The 15,029-nt window shown below is 75.4% G+C and carries 16 protein-coding genes; 4 read left to right on the top strand and 12 right to left on the bottom strand.

Going from position 1 to position 15,029, the window contains the following annotated elements; translation table 11 throughout:
• Positions 1-813: 813 nt before the first annotated feature.
• A complete protein-coding gene (locus tag K6U79_08345) occupies positions 814-960 on the top strand; it encodes a hypothetical protein (GenBank protein ID MCL6522361.1) in 147 nt (48 codons plus the stop codon).
• 41 nt (positions 961-1,001) lie between these two features.
• Here the strand turns inward: K6U79_08345 and greA are convergent, their stop codons facing one another.
• From greA to K6U79_08285, 12 genes are all read right to left on the bottom strand, one after another.
• Positions 1,002-1,490 carry a transcription elongation factor GreA gene (greA, locus tag K6U79_08340; protein MCL6522360.1) on the bottom strand — a complete coding sequence of 163 codons (489 nt, stop codon included), beginning with the start codon at positions 1,488-1,490 and terminating at the stop codon, positions 1,002-1,004.
• 158 nt (positions 1,491-1,648) lie between these two features.
• Positions 1,649-1,948, bottom strand: coding sequence for a helix-turn-helix transcriptional regulator (locus K6U79_08335; GenBank protein ID MCL6522359.1), 300 nt, complete (start codon positions 1,946-1,948; stop codon positions 1,649-1,651).
• 173 nt (positions 1,949-2,121) lie between these two features.
• Positions 2,122-2,565 carry a M67 family metallopeptidase gene (locus K6U79_08330; GenBank protein ID MCL6522358.1) on the bottom strand — a complete coding sequence of 148 codons (444 nt, stop codon included), beginning with the start codon at positions 2,563-2,565 and terminating at the stop codon, positions 2,122-2,124.
• Positions 2,552-3,256, bottom strand: coding sequence for a Crp/Fnr family transcriptional regulator (locus K6U79_08325; protein MCL6522357.1), 705 nt, complete (start codon positions 3,254-3,256; stop codon positions 2,552-2,554). The genes K6U79_08330 and K6U79_08325 overlap by 14 nt, the downstream gene beginning before the upstream one ends.
• A gap of 72 nt (positions 3,257-3,328) precedes the next feature.
• Entirely contained in the window at positions 3,329-3,577 is a 249-nt protein-coding gene (locus K6U79_08320) for a ferredoxin (protein MCL6522356.1), read from the bottom strand.
• A 13-nt stretch (positions 3,578-3,590) separates the two neighbouring features.
• On the bottom strand, positions 3,591-4,634 hold the full coding sequence (locus K6U79_08315) for a multicopper oxidase domain-containing protein (GenBank protein MCL6522355.1): 1,044 nt from the start codon (positions 4,632-4,634) through the stop codon (positions 3,591-3,593).
• A complete protein-coding gene (locus K6U79_08310; GenBank protein ID MCL6522354.1) occupies positions 4,631-5,389 on the bottom strand; it encodes a DUF2249 domain-containing protein in 759 nt (252 codons plus the stop codon). Before K6U79_08310 ends, K6U79_08315 begins: the two co-directional genes overlap by 4 nt.
• Complete coding sequence (locus K6U79_08305) at positions 5,386-6,504, bottom strand: Mrp/NBP35 family ATP-binding protein (protein MCL6522353.1); 1,119 nt, start codon at positions 6,502-6,504, stop codon at positions 5,386-5,388. The genes K6U79_08310 and K6U79_08305 overlap by 4 nt, the downstream gene beginning before the upstream one ends.
• Before the next feature lie 14 nt (positions 6,505-6,518).
• Positions 6,519-6,857, bottom strand: coding sequence for a metal-sulfur cluster assembly factor (locus K6U79_08300; GenBank protein MCL6522352.1), 339 nt, complete (start codon positions 6,855-6,857; stop codon positions 6,519-6,521).
• A 5-nt stretch (positions 6,858-6,862) separates the two neighbouring features.
• Positions 6,863-7,423: a DUF2249 domain-containing protein gene (locus K6U79_08295; GenBank protein MCL6522351.1), complete on the bottom strand. Its 561-nt coding sequence runs from the start codon at positions 7,421-7,423 to the stop codon at positions 6,863-6,865.
• 61 nt (positions 7,424-7,484) lie between these two features.
• Positions 7,485-8,831 carry a hypothetical protein gene (locus K6U79_08290; GenBank protein ID MCL6522350.1) on the bottom strand — a complete coding sequence of 449 codons (1,347 nt, stop codon included), beginning with the start codon at positions 8,829-8,831 and terminating at the stop codon, positions 7,485-7,487.
• A 69-nt stretch (positions 8,832-8,900) separates the two neighbouring features.
• Complete coding sequence (locus K6U79_08285) at positions 8,901-10,295, bottom strand: hypothetical protein (GenBank protein MCL6522349.1); 1,395 nt, start codon at positions 10,293-10,295, stop codon at positions 8,901-8,903.
• A 195-nt stretch (positions 10,296-10,490) separates the two neighbouring features.
• Here K6U79_08285 and K6U79_08280 point away from each other — a divergent pair, with 195 nt between their 5' ends.
• The 3 genes from K6U79_08280 (at position 10,491) to K6U79_08270 (ending at position 14,887) form a co-directional block, all read left to right on the top strand.
• Positions 10,491-11,384 (top strand): serine protease, encoded by an 894-nt coding sequence (locus K6U79_08280; GenBank protein MCL6522348.1) that lies wholly within the window; start codon positions 10,491-10,493, stop codon positions 11,382-11,384.
• 453 nt (positions 11,385-11,837) lie between these two features.
• Positions 11,838-13,376, top strand: a complete 1,539-nt coding sequence (locus K6U79_08275; protein ID MCL6522347.1) for an amidase — start codon at positions 11,838-11,840, stop codon at positions 13,374-13,376.
• Between the two features lie 80 nt (positions 13,377-13,456).
• Entirely contained in the window at positions 13,457-14,887 is a 1,431-nt protein-coding gene (locus tag K6U79_08270) for an NCS2 family permease (GenBank protein ID MCL6522346.1), read from the top strand.
• Positions 14,888-15,029 lie beyond the last annotated feature (142 nt).

Raw genomic sequence — 15,029 nt, 5'->3', positions numbered from 1 at the left:
GTCAGCAACTGGGTCACCCCCGGCGGCGCCGACGTCCTCCTCCCCCACCCCCAGGCCATCCAGAGCCTGGTGGCCGAGCTCTTCGACCTGCCGCCGGCGCCCGCGAGGGCCCCCCTCCCCAGCCGCGGGTAGGCTCCGGGCCGCGGCGTGCGGTGGGCCGGCAGGGGCAGGCGCCCGCCGGGCCGAAGTGGGCGCCGGATGGGGGGCTGGGCGGATGGGGCCGGAGGAGGTCCTGCGCGAGTACGCGCGGCGCGTGGAGGAACTGCTGGAGGAGGCCGTCCGGCGCGAGGCGGCGGCGGTGGAGCAGGCGGCCCGGCTGGTGGCCGAGGCCGTGGCCGGCGGCGGCGTGATCTTCACCTTCGGCACCGGCCACTCCCACCTGGTGGCGGAGGAGGTGGCCTACCGCGCGGGCGTGCTGGTGCCGGTGGACGCCATCCTCGAACCCAGCCTGACGGGACACCAGGACGTTGCCAAGAGCGAGCGGCTGGAACGGCTGGAGGGGTTCGGGGAGGCGATCGTGGAGCACCGGCGCCTGGGGCCCGGCGATGTCCTGATCGTCATCTCCAACTCGGGGCGGAACGCGGCGCCGGTGGAGGTGGCCATGGCGGCGCGCCGGCGGGGCGTACCGGTGATCGCCGTCACCAGCCTGCCCTACTCGCGCGCCGTCGCCTCGCGCCATTCCTCGGGCCGGAAGCTCTATGAGCTGGCCGATGTGGTGCTGGACACGGGGACGCCGCTGGGCGACGCCCTCCTCCGCCTGCCCGGCCTCGGGCAGCCGGTGGCGCCGGCCTCGGGGCTGATGGGATCTTTCTGGTGCAGGCGGTCCTGGCCGGGGCCGCAGCCCTCCTCCTGGAGCACGGGATCCAGCCCCCGGTCTGGGAGAGCGGCAACCTGGACGGGGCCAGCGAGCGGAACGCCCGCTGGTTCGACCGCTACCGGGGGCGGATCCGGATCTGGTAGGGCGGCCCCGCGGCGGTCCGGCGAGGGGCCCCGGGACCGCCCTAGGACTCCTCGAAGCGGACGGCGACCACCCGGTAGCGCGCGACGCCGCCTCCCGGCAGCCGCACCTCCACGCTCTCGCCGGCCCTGCGCCCCATCAGGGCCGCGCCAACGGGCGACTGGTAGGAGATGCGGCCGGCCCCCGGATCGGCCTCGGAGGGGCCGACGATGACGAAGACCTCGCGGCCGGGGTCCTCGGGATCCTCCACTTCCACCTCCACCCGGGAGCCGACGGCCACGGCGCCGGGGTCGGCGTCGCGGTGGTCGACGACGCGGGCGTGCTGGAGCGTCGCCTCGATGGCCGCGATCCGCCGCTCCAGCTGGCCCTGCTCCTCGCGGGCCGCCTGGTACTCGCCGTTCTCCGAGAGATCGCCCAGCTCCCGCGCGTCGTGCAGCCGCGCGGCCACCACCAGGCGGCGCCGTTTCAGCTCCTCGAGCTCGCTTTCCAGCTTCTTGAGGCCCTCCGGGGTGAGGATGACTTCCTCTGCCATCGCTGGCGCTCGCCTCCCTCAGGACGGACCTGCCAGGTATTCTCGGGTGCTCATCTATTGATGCCCGCCTGGCTCCGCCCTGGCAATGGCAGCGATTTCCTTTCTCCCGGCCGCCCGCCGGGCCGCCGGAAGCCCGAGGCCCGCCGCGCCGGAAGGCGTCAGGCCCACTCGTGGGCCCAGTCGTGCAGGTCGCGCAGGACGGCCTCCAGGCCGCGCCCCCAGCGGGTCAGCGTATAGGCTACGCGTACCGGGCGCGAGGAAGTGTCCACCCTCCGCTCGACGAGCCCCTCCCGCTCAAGCTCCTGGAGGCGTTGCGAGAGGAGCCGGTCGCTCAGCCCCGGGATGCGGCGGCGGATCTGCATGAAGCGGAGCGGCTGCTCGTGGAGGCTCCAGAGGATCTCCACCACCCACCGCCGCCCCACCACCTCGGCGGCACGACGGAACTCCCGGCAGAGGATCGAGCCGGCCTCGTCCTCCTGCGGCGCCGGCTGCCGCTCCAGCCCGGCCTGGGACACGGCCTCCGCCCCCTCCGGCGACGCCCGGGAGAGCCTGCCCCGGGCGCCGGTTCCTTACCGGAAGTGTCGCATCGCGGAGGCGAGGAGTCAACTATTCCCAACGGAAACTTGCGAAACTAGCCCCTCCTCGTCCCTGGCGAGACCAGCGCCACCCGCTCCACCCGGCCGCCGGCGATGCGGTAGCCGCGCAGCTCGGGCCCGGCGCCCGCCAGCGAGGCGATGAGGTAGACCGCCTGCGGGTAGTAGGCCAGCCGCAGGTCCGTCGCCGAGGGATAGGCCCGTCCGCGCGGGTGCGAGTGGAAGAGGCCGACCAGCTCCAGCCCCTCGCGCTCCAGACGCTGGAACAGCCAGAGCAGCTCCTCCGGGTCGATCGAGTAGGCGGTGGGGCTGGCCAGCCGGTTGGCGGCGGGGAGGAAGAGGAGGGCGCGCGCGTCCCGCCCGCCCACGAGCCCGCAGGCCTCCAGGGGCAGCTCCCGGCGGGCGTGCTCCAGCATGGCCGCCACCAGCTCCGCGCCCACCTCCAGCGCGGCCGGCGCGCCGGCCCCCTCAGCCCTGCTCAAAGCCCTCCGCCTCCCGCGCCAGCGCCTCCAGGTCGAGACGCTGGCCGTCGGCACCCTCCCGCACCCAGCCGTTGCGCAGGAAGCGGCCCATGGTCCGGCTGACGCTCTCCCGGCTGACGCCCGCCAGGTTGGCGATCTCCTGGTGCGTGATGTGGGGCGGCAGCGTCCGCCAGCGGCCCTCGCCGCGCCCGTGCTCGCTGGCCAGGCGGACCAGAGCGTAGGCGACGCGCTGGCGCAGGTCGCCCAGCGCCGTCTCCTGCAGGCGGCGCTGCAGCTCCGCCAGGCGGCGCGCGGTGATCTCCAGCAGGCGGATGGCCAGGAGGGCGTCGCGGCGCAGCAGCTCCATCAGCGGCCGGCGACCCAACGCCCAGACCACGCTCTCCTCCAGGGCGGTGGCGGTGGCCGGGTAGCTGCTTCCTTCCAGGAAGCCGACGTGCGGCACCACTTCACCCGCGCCCAGGAGGTTGATGGTCTGCTGCCGTCCGGCCGGGGTGAGGACGAAGGCCTTGACCAGCCCGCGCTCGATGACGAAGAGGTCGCGGACCGGCTCGCCCTGCTCGAAGAGCACTTCGCCCGCCCCCAGCTGGCGCCGGCGCAGGAGCGCGCCGATGGCGGCCAGCGAGGCCGGGTCGAGCCCGGCGAAGATGGGGCTCCGCGCCAGCAGCTCGGCGAGGGCGGCGTCGCCCGGCATGGCCCTCCCCCTCGCGACTAGGCTAGCACCGGACGCACGCCCGCGCAGCGCCCTGGCCGGCTCTCCGCCTGTTCACGGGCGCTCCTCCACCGGCAGGATGGAGGTCAGGAGCCGCTCCTCCACCGGCTCGCCCTCGGGGTGGAGGGCGATGCAGCCCACGGGACAGGCCTCGGCGGCCTCCCGGGCGCACGCCTCCAGCTCCGGCGGCACCGGGTCGCGCAGCACGAAGGCCAGGCCCCCGTCCACCCGGAAGAGCTCGACGCAGATGGACTCGCAGAACGGGCAGCCGATGCAGATCTCCTGGTCGACGGTGACGCGCACGCTCCCTTCCTCCTCAGGGCATCAGCGGTTCTTGGGGCGCCCCGGACCGGACGTCGATCTCCCCCGTCGCGCCGCGGGAGGCGTCGGCGAAGGCGTGGTTGACGAAGAGGTAGCGCCCGGCCTCGGGGAAGTGGGTTTCGAAGACGGCCGCGCCGCCCGGCCCGACGACGGCCCCCGAGACGCCCTGCAGCAGGTTGGCCGGGTTGCCGTCCATCTCCACCCGGTCGAAGAGGGCGCCGATGACGTGGAAATAGGCGAAGCGGTTGGGTCCGGCGTTGACCACGTAGAAGCGGACCCTCTCCCCCGGCTCGGCGCGCAGCGGATGGTCGAGGTAGCGGTCGGCGTAGCCGTTGAAGACGGTGTAGGCCGGCGACTCCGTCTCCAGCGCCGCGGGGTCGGCCGAGGCGTACCACTCGCCCTCCACCAGGACGAACTCGCGCGCCGGAGGCCGTCCCGCGGCGGGGTCGACGATGACCGCCCCGTACATGCCGTTGGCGATGTGCTCGATGACCGGCGCCACCCCGCAGTGGTAGAGAAAGACCCCCGGATCCTCGGCCCGGAAAGAGAAGGTGAAGCTCTGCCCCGGCAGCACGGGCTGGTAGTTGACGCTCCAGGGTGTGCGCGCGGCGTGGAAGTCAATGGAGTGCGCCATCTCCGGATCCCGGTTGACCAGCGTGAAGGTGACCTCGTCCCCCTGCCGGAGTCGGATGACCGGCCCCGGAACCTGACCGTTGAAGGTCCAGGCCCGGTAGCAGACGCCCGCGGCGACGGGCACCGTGGCCGGCTCGGCCACCAGGCGCACCCAGACGTGCGCTCCCTCGCGCCGCACCTCCAGCGGCTCGGCCTTCGAGGGGGGGCAGCTCCCGTGGAAGAGGCGCCCGGACCCGGGCGCGACCCCGGACGTCCCGGAGGTGGCCGCGCCGCCTCCGGCCGCCGGCCCGGTCGCCGTCGAGGCGGGCGCTTGGAGGTCGCAGCCCGTCGCCAGAAGGAGGAGCGCCAAGGCCAGCGCCAGGGCGGGCACCCCTCCCCGCGGCCGCCGGGCGGCGGGCCGGCTCATCGGCCCTCCCGCCCGTCGCCGTCGCGCCCCACCAGGACCCGCCAGACCCGGGGGCCCGCCTCCAGCACCTCCCAGGTGAAGCGGCCCGGCTGCTCGGCCGCGAACTGGTAGTGGAGCGGGACCGGGTCGTGGTCGTTGACCAGCAGAAAGGACTCCCCCGGCCCCAGCCGCTCCCAGGTGGCGAAGATCAGCCTGTGGCGCTCGGCGGGCGGCAGCGGCCGCACGTCCAGCACCTGGCCGGAGAAGCTGGAGAGCGCGTGCAGCTCGTCCAGCACCTCCTCCAGCTTCGTCGCCGGATCCTCCGCCAGCGGCGGGAGGACGAAGAGGTTCTCCTTCTCGGCGTGCAACCGGAAGATCTCCAGAAGCGCGCGACCCAGCGCGGCCGCCTCGCCTTGCGACGGGGCGGCGCCCAGCACCTGGCGCAGCTCGCCGATGCGTCCGTGCTCCAGGAGGAGCGAACGGACGAGGAGCGCCACCCCTGGCAGCTCCGCCGCCCGCCGGTAGAGCGTCGCCTCCTCCCCGCGCGCGTGGGGCAGGAGCTCGGCGTCCACCCAGGCCGCCAGCGCCTGCCGCGCCGCCTGCCACCCGCCGGCGGGCGCCTCCGCCAGCCCGCGGCTCCGCGCCTCCAGCTCCTCCAGCAGCCGGGCGTGGTGGTGGACGACCTTCCGGGCCGCCCCCCGGTTTCTCTCCAGACGGGCTTCGCTTCCCGCCCCGGCCTCCCGCTCGGCCAGCTCCGAACGCCGTTCCTCCGTCATCCCCGGTCCCCCGCTTTCACCAGGCTCTCGCCGGCGCCCCCGCCCGCCGGAGCGGGGCCCGGAGCGTCGGCCTCCAGCGCCTCCAGCGCCTCCTCCACCCGGCCGGCCAGGGCCGTGTAAGCCCTCCCGGCCGGCGTCGTCTCCGCGAAGAGCCCGTCCTGCCGGCCCTCCCCCGCCGGCTGGAAGGGGATGCGCGCCAGCAGCCGGCTCCCCAGGGCGGCCGCCACCGCCTCGCCGCCGCCGTGCCCGAAGGGGTGGCTCTCCGCCCCGCACGCCTCGCAGAGCATGTAGGACAGGTTTTCCACCACGCCCAGGAGGGGGTGGCCGGTGGCCAGCGCCATGGCGCCGGCCCGCTCGGCGACGCGCGCAGCCAGCGGATCGGGCGTGGTCACCACCAGCTCGGCCGCGCCGGGGAAGAACTCGTGCACGTCCAGCGCCGCGTCGCCCGTCCCCGGTGGCAGGTCGAGGATCATCACCCGGGGCTCGCTCCAGAGGCTCTCCCCCATCAGCTGCCGGAGCGCGTTTCCCAGCATCGGTCCTCGCCAGATGACCGGCTGGTTCTGGCGTACGAAGAAGTCCATCGAGACCACCTGGACGCCGTGCGCCTCCAGGGGGACGATGCGGCCCTCCCGCACCTCCGGACTCCCCCCGAGACCCATCAGCGAGGGAACGCTGAAACCGTAGATGTCGCAGTCCAGGAGGGCGGTGCGCACGCCCCGGCGGGCCAGGGCGACGGCCAGGTTGACGCTGACCGTCGACTTGCCCACCCCGCCCTTGCCGCTGGCCACCGCCAGCAGCTTCGCCCCGGCGGGCACCCGCGGCCGCGGCCGCGCGGCCGGCCGCGCCGCCTGGCGCGCGCGCTCGGCCAGCTCGCGGCTGCGCGGCACCACCCGGACCCCGGCCACTCCGGGCCGCCCCTCCAGACGGCGGCGGATCGCCTCCAGCGCCTCCCCGGACGGTCTCCGGCCCTGCCAGACCTCGTCCACCAGCACCGCCACGCGGTCGCCGTCGGCGTGACGCTCGATCAGCACGTCCTGGACGTAGCCCTCGGCCAGCGGGTCGACCCCGTCCGCCTTCAGGCCGGCCAGCGCCCGCAGCGCCTCGTTCCGCTCCATCTCCTCACCCGCCCTCAGGCGATGCCGAAGTAGCGCTTGGCATCGTCGCTCATCATCTCGGGGGTCCAGGGCGGCGACCAGACCACCCGCACCTCCACCTGCTCCACCCCCGGCACCTGCAAGAGCCTCTGGCGGACGCCGTCCTCGATCATGTCGCCGGCCGGGCAGCCGGGCGTGGTCATGGTCATGACCACCCGGACGCGCCCCTCCCCGGCCTCGAGGCCGTAGACGAGACCCAGGTCGACCACGTTGTAGCCGAGCTCCGGGTCGAAGACGTCGCGGAGCGCCTCCCAGAGGGCGGCCAGCAGGCGCTCGTCCGCGGCCGCCGGCCGCCTCCCGCCCTCGCCCTCCATGCTTCTCACCTCGCCTCCCTGGCCTCACCGCCGGCGCCCGGCCCGCGCCGGACGAGCAGCCGCACGCCGTCCGCGCGCCGCTCGCTGCGGATGGCGTGGCCGCGCGCCTCCAGCTCCGGGTAGAGAAAGACCGGTTCGCGCTCGTTGATGGCCTCCAGCACCTCGCCCGGCTCCATGCCCTCCAGCGCCTCCAGGATCCGCATCATGGGCTCCGGCGGCTCGAGCCCGCGGTTGTCGAGCCGTCGTACCGGCTCCGGCCACTCCTCGTCCGCCTTCGCGCCGCCGGCCGCCGCCCGCCCCCGCGCAGGCTCCCCGCCAGCCGTTCCGGCAGGCAGAAAGAGCACCTCCCAGTCGCCCTCCCCGAGGCGTCTCGCGCGGTGGGTGAAGCCGCGCGCCTCCAGCACCCGGTAGAGCGGCAGCGGCTCGAAGGTGGCCAGCAGGCGGAGCCCCTCGCCTTCCTCGAGGCCGCGCACGGTCTCCAGGATCCGCCCCAGCGGCTCGCGGCCCGCGCGCAGTTCCTCGCGCACGTCCAGCGTCCTGAGCCGCTCCCTCGCCTCTCCCGACATCCCGACCCCTCCTTCGGGGAGCCTGCCTCCTCCCGCGCACCTTCCCCCGCCGGCCGGCCGCTCAGGAACGGCCGGTTGCCCGCGCCGCCATCCCCTCCGCCGGCAGCGCCTGCTCGCGCCGCATGCGCAGCAGCTCCCCGGCCAGGCCCGCGGTCGCCAGCGCCTGGGCGGCCACCGCCGCCCGCCAGACCGCCCCGAGGAGGACCTCCGCGCGGCCCGCGCCGGCCACCAGGCCGGCGGCGGCAAGCCAGCCCGCGCCCGCCGCCGCGAAGAAGGCGGCGAGCCACGGCCGCACGCGCCGCTCCTCCAGCAGCTCCTGCACGCGCGGTACCGGCCGGCGCCCCATGAGCGGCCCGTAGCGCTCGATCCAGGTGAGGAAGGGGACGATCTTGACCAGCTGGCTCAGCCCCAGACCCGAGAAGCAGCCGAGGAGCAGGAGCTGCACCACCGCCGGCGCCCAGGCCGCCGTCGCCCCGGCCAGGCGGAGCGCCGCCAGGAGGGCGACGGCCAGGCCCAGCCCCGCCAGCGCCCAGGCGGCGAAGGCGGCGTTGGGCTCCAGGTGGCGGCGCCGGCGCTGCCGGTAGAGCAGGACGAGGTCGGCCAGGTAGAGCGCCGCCCCGGTGCCTGCCGCCACCTGCCCCGCCGTCTCGGCCGCCGCCACGCGCGCGCCGCCCCAGCCGGCCAGCCAGGCCAGCCCCAGGCCCCCCGCCGTCAGCGCCAAGGCCAGCTCACCGCGCAGCCCGCGCTCTTCGGGAGCCAGCATGAACATGGCCAGCAGCTTGAGCGCCACCCCCATGGCCGTCAGCGCCAGCCAGCCGCCCAGCCCGGCCAGCAGGTGGAGCGGAAGGCCGCGCGCGTAGAGGAGGCCGTCGACAGCCACTCCCAGCTGCCGCGGCGCCACCACGGCCAGCGCCAGCGCCACCCCCAGGAGCGGCACCAGCGTCAGAAAGACCAGCCCGGCGGCGACATAGCGCGCCGGCAGCGGCAGCGGCGCCGAGGCTAGCGTGCGCGCGTGCCCGGCCGCCGCCAGCCAGGCGCCCGCCGCCACCGCCAGCCCGCCCGCCGGCAGCGCCAGCGAGGCCGCCCGCGCACCCGCGCCCCAGGCCAGGAAGCCCGTCAGCATGGAGAGGAGGCCGCCCTCCACCAGGGCGAGCGTCCAGCCGGCCGCCCGCTCGCCGCCCAGCGGCCGCGCCGTCAGCACGGGGACGAACTGGTGCAGCGCGCCCAGCATGAGCGTGGTCAGCCAGCCGACGGTGAGCAGGTGGACCGCCACCAGCGTGGTGCCAGCGCCCGCCGGTCGGAAGGGCCAGGTCAGCCCGGCCGCCATCCAGAGCTGGGCGAGAAGAAAGCTGGCCAGGGCCGCCGCGAAGTAGCGGAGGCTCCAGCGCGAGACACGCGTGGCCGGCAAGGGCGTCACCCCCTCTGCCTTTCCCGCCCCCACGCTAGGCGGTGTGGCGCGCCCCCGCGGTGACGGCGGTCACAGGCCCGCGCCCTCCGGGCCGCCGGCGCCCCGGGCGAGCCGCGCCGAGCGGCCCGCGGCGCGGAAGGTCCAGGCGATCAGGAGGGCCGAGGCGACTCCGGCCGCCCCCCAGAGGGCGCAGCCCAGGCGCAGGAGGAGTGGCTCCGCGGCGGCCGTGCCGGCCGCGAGCAGGACCAGGCCCGCCAGAAAGAGCGGCAGGGTCGCCTGCGAGGGCCGCTCCGGCAGCCAGAGGCCGCTCTTCAGCGGCGGGGGCGGCGAGGCCGGCGCGAAGGCGGAGGGCCGGAGGCTCCCCGCCAGGAGGTAGAGGCCCTGCCAGAGGATGAAGGGGACGATCTTGTACATCTGGCCCACGGCCAGGAGCGTGTAGCCGGCCAGCCCCAGGAAGCCGGCCAGCGCCGCCACCCGCTCCGGGAGGAACCCCTCCAGCGTCGCCAGCGCCGCGAGGCCGGCGGCGGCCAGCGTCCAGGCGGCGGCCAGACTGAAGCGGGTGACCAGCGGCATGGGCTGCGAGCGGCTCCGCCGCGCGACGATGCGGCTGACGTCCAGCGCCCAGCCGGCCAGCGCCGCCGCCGGCAGCGGCGCCCAGAGGCGCGCCGCCCCCGGCCGGAGCGGCAGGAGGAGGGCCAGGCCCGCCACCCCGGCCAGCCAGCCGGCCAGCAGCCACGGCGCCGCCCGCTCCTCCAGGTGGCGGGTGGGGGCGAACATGGGGATCAGCTGGTAGCCGACGCCCATGGCCAGGCTGCCGAACCATCCGCCCAGCCCCAGGGTGACGTGGACGGCCAGCTGCCGCTCCACCGCCGCCCCCAGGAAGCCCCAGCGCAGGTTGAAGGCCAGCGTCGCGCCCCAGCCGGCCACCGCGCCCAGGAAGGCCAGCGCCGCCGTCACGGCGGCCGCCTGCAGGCTCCACCCGGCGCGCCCGAGGCCCGCCAGCGTGCGCGCCATCTGCGCCAGGTAGAGGAGGATGGCCGCCAGGAGCAGGCTTCCTCCCGCCGCCAGCCAGGTCCAGGCGCCGCCCGGCGCCGCGGCCAGGCCGACGAAGGGCGGCAGGCCGGCGACGGCGGCCAGGCCGGTGAGAAAGAGCGCCAGCCCGGCGACGTAGAGCCCGGCCAGCGGCCGCGCCCAGGTCGTGGCGGCCAGCGGCAGGTGGAGGACGACGGGCACCAGCTGGTAGAGCGCGCCCATCATCAGCGGCGTCAGCCAGGCCAGCGTCGCCAGATGGACGACCAGGAGCGCCTCGGGCCGCCGCCAGCCGTCGTCGGCGGCCAAAAGCCCCGGGCCCAAAAGGCCCGCCGCCAGCGAGAAGAGCGCCAGCCCCGCCGCGGCCAGCGCCATGAGGCGGAGCGGCAGGGCAGGCTCGGGCCTCCGTTCCATGGTCAGCGTCTGCATGCGCATCCTCTCCCGCCCCCATCCTCCCCGTCCCGCGCCACCGGCGCCGTGCGCGCCGTCACAGGAGGCGGGGGACCGCCCGGGAGAGCTCCCAAGAGCGGCCCTTTCGTTTTCTTAGCCGTCTCTCAGGAGGGTCTTGGCGGAGCGTGAAAGGCGCCGGCCACCATGTCCGCGTGAGCGTGAGGAGGGAGGTGGCGGGCCATGGGAAAGGCGACAGGCTGGGGTCGCCACCTCCGGCCCTTCCTCGTGGCGGCGGCGCTGGTGGGACTGGTGGGCTTCGGGGGGCCGCCGGGGCGGCTGCCGGCAGCGGCCGGGGTCGCGCCGGCAGGCGCGGCGGGCTCCGGGCAGGCGCTGGGCGGCCGCCTGGTCGTGCTCCGCGCCACGCCCTACGCCCGCCGCACGACGCCCACCCCCAGCCAGGTGGGGGTGGAGGTCGACTATACGCTCGGCGGCCGCCCGGGAAGCCGGACGGGCACCGGGACCGTGGTGGCGGCCCCGCTTCCCGGTCAGCCGCGAAGGATCCTGGTGGTGACGGCGGCGCACGTCCTCGGGCCGGCCGGCTCCAGCTGGCAGGACGTGGCCGTCCATCTCCCCTCCTCCAGCCTGGCGCTGCCGGCGACGCGCGTCTTCGTCGCCGACGGCCTCGACCTGGCGGTGCTGGAGGTACCCTCCCTCGACCCCAACCTGGTGGAGCCGCTGGCCCTGCCCCAGGCCGGTGCCGGCGGTGCGGGCGTGGTGCCCGCGGCCGGCGCCCTGGGCGAGATCGACTGCGTGCGGGGGCCGGCCTGGACCTTCCAGTCCTTCCCGGTCGGCTTCCGCGGAGGCCCCCTGGCCTCCGGCGCGGAGGGGACGACCGTGGCGACGGAGGCGCCGGCGGCGCTCCCGGGCTGCTCGGGCGGCGCCCTCTTCGAGTTGCCGGCCGCCGGCGGCCTGCTGGAGAGCCGCTGGCTGGGCCTCCTGACCCGGGTCGGCGGCGGCGGTTCCGCCTCGCTCAGCTACGTGCCCGCCGCCGACGTGGCCGGGGCGGTGGCCGCCTACGACCGGGCCGTGGGCGCGGCCGCGCCGGCCGGCGACGCTGCCGCTCCCCTGCGCTGACCCGGGGGCGGCGGAAGGGAATCGTCCATATGCCGAGTAGAAACTGTTTTTAGTAGTGCGCCCTCCGCCTTCCGCCTCTTCCCCGCGGGAAGGAAACGAACCCGGGCGGCCGGCGGAGGGACGGGGAGGGCAAGGGCGATGAGCTGGCTCGTGGCGGACGCGGTGCTCCTGTTCCTGCTGACGCTGGCCCTGGCAGGATGGGTGGAAGCCGAGGAGTGGCCGGAGCTGGCCCGCCGGCTGCGGCGTCCGGTGTAGGCGGAGCGGACTCTCCGGCGGCCCGGGCCCCCGCCCCGCGGCGGGGGCCTCTCCGTACCCGTTCCTCGCCGCCGCCCGCCTCCCGCCGTCCCGCGGCCCGCCCCGCCCTGCCGAGAGGAACTTCCCTCCCGCCGCCCGAATCCGGCCTGGAGCGCGGGGCGGTCCCGGGCGGCCCCGCCTTCTGCATCCGAGGCGGAGGTGAGGGCGGTGGGAGAGAGCTTCCCCGGACCGCTGGAAGAGGCGACGCTGGCGGACCTGCAGGCGGCCATGGAGCGCGGCGAGCTGGGCGCGCTGGCGCTGGTCCGCCTCTATCTGGAGCGGATCGCGCTCCTGGACCGCGACCGGCCTGGCCTGCCCGGGCTCCGCGCCGTGGTCGAGGTCAACCCGGAGGCGGAGGCAGAGGCCGCCCGGCTCGACGCCGAGCGCCGGCAGGGGCGGGTGCGCGGGCCGCTCCACGGCATCCCCGTCCTGCTCAAGGAGAACATCGACACCGGCGACCGGATGCGGACCAGCGCGGGTTCCCTGGCCCTGGCCGGCGCGCCGGCGCCGCGCGACGCCACCGTCGTCGCGCGTCTCCGCGCGGCCGGCGCGGTCCTCCTAGGCAAGGCCAACCTCTCCGAGTGGGCCAACTTCCGCTCGCTGCACTCCGTCAGCGGTTGGAGCGCGCGGGGCGGCCAGACGCGCAACCCCTACGCGCTGGACCGCAGCCCCTCCGGCTCCAGCTCCGGCTCCGCGGCGGCGGTGGCCGCCAACCTCTGCGCCGCGGCGCTGGGCACCGAAACCGACGGTTCCATCGTCAGCCCCTCCGCCGCCTGCGGCGTCGTCGGCGTGAAGCCGACGGTGGGCCTGACCAGCCGCGCCGGCGTGGTACCCATCGCCCACAGCCAGGACACCGTGGGGCCCATCGCGCGCACCGTGCGCGATGCGGCGCTGCTCCTCTCCGTCATCGCCGGCCCGGACGAGCGCGACCCGGCCACGAGGGCGGCATCCCTCCGCGCGGCGACGCCTTACGAGGGGGCGCTGGGGGAGCCGGACATGCGCGGCCTCCGCCTGGGCGTGGCGCGGGAGGGCTTCTGGGGCTTCAGCGAGAAGGCGGACGCGGTCTGCGAGGAGGCGCTTCGCGTGCTGCGCGACCTGGGCGCCGAGCTGGTCGACCCGGCCGACCTGCCCTCGGCCTCGCGCTTCCGCGAGGACGAGGACGAGATGACCGTCCTCCTCTACGAGTTCAAGGCGGACCTGGAGGCCTACCTGGCCGGGCGGCCGGGGATCCCGGTGCGCACGTTGGCCGACCTGATCGCCTGGAACGAGGAGCATGCCGCCGAGGAGATGCCGTTCTTCGCACAGGAGCTCTTCGAGATGGCGGTCCGGAAGGGCTCGCTGGAGGAGGCGGCCTACCGCGAGGCACTGGCCCGGAGCCGCCGTCTGGGCGGCGAAGAGGGGATCGACGCGGTGCTCCGCCGTCACCGTCTGGACGCCCTCGTGGCGCCCAGCGGCGGTCCCGCCTGGCTGATCGACCCGGTCAATGGCGACCGGGGCGTCTGGGGGAGCTCCGGCCCGGCGGCGCGCGCCGGCTACCCGCTGGTGACGGTTCCGGCCGGCTTCGTGCGCGGCCTCCCCGTCGGCCTCACGTTCATGGGCACCGCCTGGAGCGAGCCGGTGCTCCTCCGCATCGCCCACGCCTTCGAGCAGGCGACGCGCGCGCGGAAGCCGCCGCGGCTCCTCCCCCACGCCTCCTAAGCCTCCGCGCCCGCGACGCGCCAGGCGCCGCCAACCGCGGAGCCCTCCCTGGCCCCCGCCTTGTCAGGCGGCGCCTGGGCATGCTACACTCGCGCCGTCCTCCGATCATTGTCGTCGTTGGTGGTCATAATGTTCGGATTTTCGGGGAGGCGCATGGAGTGAGCGTGTTGCAGGCTCGCGAGGAAGCGCGGGAGGCGGGCCGCCCCACCTCCTTCCTGGACCGGGTCTTCCACCTGCGCGAGCGGGGGACGACGGTCCCGGTGGAGGTGACGGCCGGTCTCACCACCTTCATGACCATGGCCTACATTCTCTTCGTCAACCCCTCCATCCTGGGCGCCGCGGGCGTTCCCAAGGCGGGCGCGGCGGTGGCCACCGCGCTGGCGGCCGGCATCATGACGATCGCCATGGGCCTGGCGGCCAACGCCCCCTTCGCCCTGGCCTCAGGCATGGGGCTGAACGCCGCCCTGGCCTACGGCCTGGTGACCGGCCAGCACGTCAGCTGGCAGACCGCCATGGGCGTCGTCTTCGTCGAGGGCTCCATCGTCACCCTGCTGGTGCTGACCAACGTGCGCGAGGCAGTGATGGACGCCATCCCGGTCCACCTGAAGAAGGCCATCGGGGTGGGCATCGGCCTCTTCATCGCCCTCATCGGCCTGGTCGACTCCAAGCTGGTGGTGGCCAGCCCCGCCACCGTGGTCACCTTCGGGCCGGTGACGGAGAAGGGCGTCCTCCTCACCATCATCGGCCTGCTGCTGACCGCGGTGCTGGCGGCACTGCGCGTGCGCGGCGCCATCCTGCTGGGCATCCTCGGCACCACCCTGATCGGCATCCCCCTGGGCATCACCCACCTGAGCACGCACCTGGTGGAGGTGCCCAGCGCGGCCTCCTTCACCACCATCGGCCGCCTGGACGTGGCCGGGGCGCTCAAGCTGGGCATGCTGGCCGCGGTCTTCGCCTTCATGATGACCGACTTCTTCGACACCATGGGCACGGTGGTGGCCGTGGGCGGCGAGGCCGGACTCCTGGACAAGGAGGGGCGGCTGCCCAACCTGCGCAACATCCTGCTGGTCGACTCGCTGGCAGCCGTGGTCGGCGGCCTCTTCGGCGCCTCCTCGGTGACCACCTACGTGGAGTCCTCGGCCGGCGTGGCGGAGGGCGGCCGCACGGGCCTCACCTCGGTGGTGACCGGGCTGCTCTTTCTGGTCTCGGTCTTCTTCGCGCCGGTCTTTCTCATGGTCCCCTCGCAGGCGACGGCGCCGGCGCTGATCGTGGTCGGCTTCCTGATGATGAGCGCGGTGCGGGAGATCCCCTTCGACGACTTCGGCAAGGCCTTCCCGGCCTTCATCACGCTCTTGACCATCCCCGTCACCTACAGCATCTCGCGCGGCATCGGCTACGGCCTGATCAGCTACTGCGTCATCCAGCTGGCCACGGGCCGGGCGCGCGAGGTGCACTGGGCGCTCTGGATCGTGGCCGCGCTCTTCGCCGCCAGCTTCGTGGTGGGCAGCTGAGCCGAAGCCGCGCGGCGGCTCCCCGCCCAAGGAAGTCGTCCCCGCGAAGGGCGGCGCGACCCCGTCCGCGCCGCCCTTCCGCGCGCCCGCGCCCCGCCCCCCTGATCCTTTCGGACTATGGTCGCCAGCACCATTTTCCCTT

Source organism: Bacillota bacterium, from assembly GCA_023511835.1.
GTDB lineage: Bacteria > Bacillota > Sulfobacillia > JAIMAT01 > JAIMAT01 > JAIMAT01.
This window is presented reverse-complemented; position numbering and strand designations above follow the sequence as displayed.

Excerpts from the sequence above, each read along its gene's own strand:
- greA (MCL6522360.1), bottom strand. The coding sequence starts at position 1,490 with ATGGCAGAGGAAGTCATCCTCACCCCGGAGGGCCTCAAGAAGCTGGAA.
- K6U79_08325 (MCL6522357.1), bottom strand. The coding sequence starts at position 3,256 with ATGCCGGGCGACGCCGCCCTCGCCGAGCTGCTGGCGCGGAGCCCCATC.
- K6U79_08315 (MCL6522355.1), bottom strand. The coding sequence starts at position 4,634 with ATGAGCCGGCCCGCCGCCCGGCGGCCGCGGGGAGGGGTGCCCGCCCTG.
- K6U79_08310 (MCL6522354.1), bottom strand. The coding sequence starts at position 5,389 with ATGACGGAGGAACGGCGTTCGGAGCTGGCCGAGCGGGAGGCCGGGGCG.
- K6U79_08305 (MCL6522353.1), bottom strand. The coding sequence starts at position 6,504 with ATGGAGCGGAACGAGGCGCTGCGGGCGCTGGCCGGCCTGAAGGCGGAC.
- K6U79_08300 (MCL6522352.1), bottom strand. The coding sequence starts at position 6,857 with ATGGAGGGCGAGGGCGGGAGGCGGCCGGCGGCCGCGGACGAGCGCCTG.
- K6U79_08295 (MCL6522351.1), bottom strand. The coding sequence starts at position 7,423 with ATGTCGGGAGAGGCGAGGGAGCGGCTCAGGACGCTGGACGTGCGCGAG.
- K6U79_08285 (MCL6522349.1), bottom strand. The coding sequence starts at position 10,295 with ATGCGCATGCAGACGCTGACCATGGAACGGAGGCCCGAGCCTGCCCTG.
- K6U79_08280 (MCL6522348.1), top strand. The coding sequence starts at position 10,491 with ATGGGAAAGGCGACAGGCTGGGGTCGCCACCTCCGGCCCTTCCTCGTG.
- K6U79_08270 (MCL6522346.1), top strand. The coding sequence starts at position 13,457 with ATGCTACACTCGCGCCGTCCTCCGATCATTGTCGTCGTTGGTGGTCAT.